The following is a 3195-nucleotide window of genomic DNA, read 5'->3' as shown; positions in this document are numbered from 1 at the left end:
CGGTCATCGACGCAGAGGCCGATGCGCTGCAGATGGCCGTAGATCGCGCCAAGACCATCGAGAATGCGATGCACCCGGCCACTGCCGGTGATGGAATCGCCGACTGGGAGCGCGTGCTCGGCCTGCGTCCATTGCCCAGTGCAGGCCCCACCGATCGCGTGCAGGCGGTGTTGGCCAAACTTGGCGAGCTTGGAGGGCTCTCCATTCCGTACTTTGTGCGTTTGGCGGCTGCCACTGGCTACGTGATCACGATCACCGAGCCCAAGCCTTGGCGAGTGGGCCACAGCAACGTGGATGAACCGCTGTACCTAGAAGACGTGCTGTTCGTCTGGCAGGTGCGCATCGACCGCCGCCCGCCCGATGCCACACCGGCCACTGATGCCGCGCTGGAGGCCACCTTTAACAACCTCAAGCCGGCGCATACCTTCTGCCAGTTCCTGGAGTCCTGACGTGCATCGTATCGATGTTCCAACCGCCGCATCCGCACCCCCACCGAGGCAAGAGCCTGGCCAACCGGGCTACTTCACCAGCGGCGACTTCGTCGGTGGCGTCAAAGCTACCGTCCCAGGTGCCGATTGGTTCTATACCATCCAGGCCGTATTGAGCAATGCCGTTGAAGGGGCCGGTCAAGCGCTGGACCGCGATGACGATTCCCAGTTGCTGCGGGCCATTCAGGCGCTGATTCGTAAGACTCGGTATGTTCCCGGGCAGGTAATCGCGTTCGCTGGAAAAATCGTGCCCGAGGGAATGTTGCACTGTAACGGCGCAACCGTTTCACGCACCACCTACGCCGATCTGTTCGCCGCTGTGGGCACAACGTACGGTGCGGGGGATGGCAAGACCACCTTCAACCTTCCGTTGTGCAAGGAAGGCACCACGATCACCCATACCAACGACCCTGCCAATGTAGGCATCCATGCGCCTGGTGTTGTCATTTCCCATGCGCATACGGCCAGCGCTTCGGACGTTGGGGATCACACGCATTACATCGGCGTCTTCAACGCAGGAAGCCACACGCATGCTGCCAGTTCCGGAGCGGCTGGCGACCATACGCATGGTGCATGGACAGACGCGCAGGGAAGTCATGCGCATACCGGCGGAACGTCTTGGGGCGGTGATCACACCCATAGCATGGGTAGCTTCCGCGCTCGCTATCAAACTGGCGGTGACGCCGGCTTCCACGAAATGAATAGTGGCGCAGTGGGTACGAACGTAGCCGGGGGCCACAACCACACTTTCTCAACGGATGGCGCGGGGAATCATTCCCATAACATCGGCATGAACGGCCCTGGAAACCACACTCATACAATCGGAGTCGCCGCAGCAAGTGACCACTCGCATTCCTTGGATAACCGAGGTGCAGGGGCACATGGCCACATCATCACCGTGAACAGCGCCGGCGGGAATGACAATTTGCCTGCGGGTCTGCGCATGATTTATTGCATTGCCTACTAATTGAGGTTGCCCGCATGAGTTTCACGTCGCTTCCAGATTCGCGCCCCGCCTTTTCCTACGACCCAGTCACCCGGGAGCTGCTGGGCAACATCACCGTATTTCTGTCGCCTGCCGATGGCACCTATCCTCTGCCGCCGTCTGCGGTGGAGTTCTCACCAGGCGATTCGGCTGGCCTGTTTCGACGGCATCGCTTGACCATAGCTTTGGATGCGTGGGAGACCGTTGCCGACTTTCGTCATGTCATGCTCTACGCCAAGGCCACTGCGGAGCCGGTGGCCAACACGCTCTCGCTGGGAGAAGCGCTCTCCGATGACCTGACCACTACTCAGCCAATTGTGTTTGGCCCTGACGATCACTGTCGAAATCAGTGGGACGATGCAGCGAAAGCGTGGCGTGCCATTCCCGACTTCAGCTTGATCCCGCTCTGGGACAAATCCACCGCCGTGCTGGTTGACTCGCTGCCAGTGGGACAGCCTCTGCCGTTTGAGCTCACCACGATAGCGCCGCCGCGCGGAAACGCGGATGTCGCTAGATGGGACGAGTTAATCGGCGGGTGGGTCAAGAAGCTGAAGTAAAATTCCCGGTCACCTATCTGACCGGTAGCCTTGGGGTCATCATGCTGCAAAATGTTACACGGGGGCGTACTGCGTCACGCAATACGCACTTTACCTCGATCCAAATGCTTCGCGGAATCGCAGCGCTGATGGTGGTTCTGTTTCACCTAGTGAATGCCGAGGTTGTGCACGGGCGTGGAGCATCGCTGCTCGGCGGAAGCCTCGCAGAGTACGGCTATGGTGGGGTTGATCTGTTCTTCGTCATCTCCGGATTTGTGATGACTACCGTGATGGCGGGCAGGTTCGGGAGCACCACAGGCGCAGTACGGTTTCTGGCGAAGCGCGGACTGCGGATATTGCCGCTCTATTGGTTGTTTACGACAGCGATCGTTCTATTGCTACTGGTCAGACCAGGGGCTGTAGATGGCACCTACCACGACAAGAGCATCCTGGCTTCGTACTTGCTTTTGCCGCAACCTACACTTCCGCTGCTTCAGGTCGGTTGGACATTGATCTACGAAGCCTTCTTCTACCTGATGATGGCACTCGCGATTGCTTTAGTTTCCGAGCGTCGGGTTCTCGCATTTTTCGCGGCGTGGACTGTCGCCTTGCTGGCAATGCAGCTCATCCCGGGAGATTCTCCAGTCTGGCTGATCGTCAGCAGCCCAATGGGATGGGAGTTCATTTTCGGAGCCCTTATTGGCATGTACTGGCGTCGCCTCCCGGCGCGCTTGGCTGCAGGCTTCGCAATCACTGGAGGCATCGGCTTTGCAGCGGGTGCCGTGCTGCTGCAGATGCAGTATGTCCAAGGTGGTGACGCAGCATTGACCCGAACCATTGCGTTTGGACTTCCCAGCGCCCTTCTTCTTACGGGGCTGGTCCGCTGGGAACGTGCGGACAGAAGCTTCAGCCGCTCAGTCTTTCTCCTTGTTGGCGACGCTTCCTACTCGATCTATCTGAGCCATCTATTCGTACTGAGCATCGGGGCAAGACTGTGGAGCGCCTCGGGTTGGAATGAATCCGTATGGCAGCACTGCGCGTTCATTCTAGGGATGATGATTGCATGTGTAGTTGGAGGGCTTATTTGCCATCGCTGGATAGAAAAGCCACTTCTAAACACCAGCAAGGCTGCAACTCGTCGTCTCTTGTCCGCAGCCCAATCAGCATGACAGAACAGGGCGACGTG

4 protein-coding genes are annotated in these 3195 nt (G+C 58.8%); all 4 read left to right on the top strand.

Annotated features, from left to right (window positions below; all coding sequences use genetic code 11):
• On the top strand, positions 1–449 hold a 449-nt coding region (locus tag ACRESJ_RS06650), incomplete at its 5' end, for a putative phage tail protein (protein ID WP_431601258.1).
• Between the two features lies 1 nt (position 450).
• The gene (locus ACRESJ_RS06645; protein WP_431757205.1) at positions 451–1455 is read left to right on the top strand and encodes a tail fiber protein; all 1005 of its coding nucleotides are present in this window, start codon (positions 451–453) and stop codon (positions 1453–1455) included.
• A gap of 14 nt (positions 1456–1469) precedes the next feature.
• A complete protein-coding gene (locus ACRESJ_RS06640) occupies positions 1470–2030 on the top strand; it encodes a phage tail protein (RefSeq protein WP_431601256.1) in 561 nt (186 codons plus the stop codon).
• Positions 1988–3178 (top strand): acyltransferase family protein, encoded by a 1191-nt coding sequence (locus ACRESJ_RS06635; RefSeq protein WP_431757204.1) that lies wholly within the window; start codon positions 1988–1990, stop codon positions 3176–3178. The genes ACRESJ_RS06640 and ACRESJ_RS06635 overlap by 43 nt, the downstream gene beginning before the upstream one ends.
• Positions 3179–3195: the final 17 nt, after the last annotated feature.

The sequence above is a fragment of the Pseudomonas sp. genome, from assembly GCF_050739655.1.
Classification (GTDB): Bacteria; Pseudomonadota; Gammaproteobacteria; order Pseudomonadales; family Pseudomonadaceae; genus Aquipseudomonas.
This window is presented reverse-complemented; position numbering and strand designations above follow the sequence as displayed.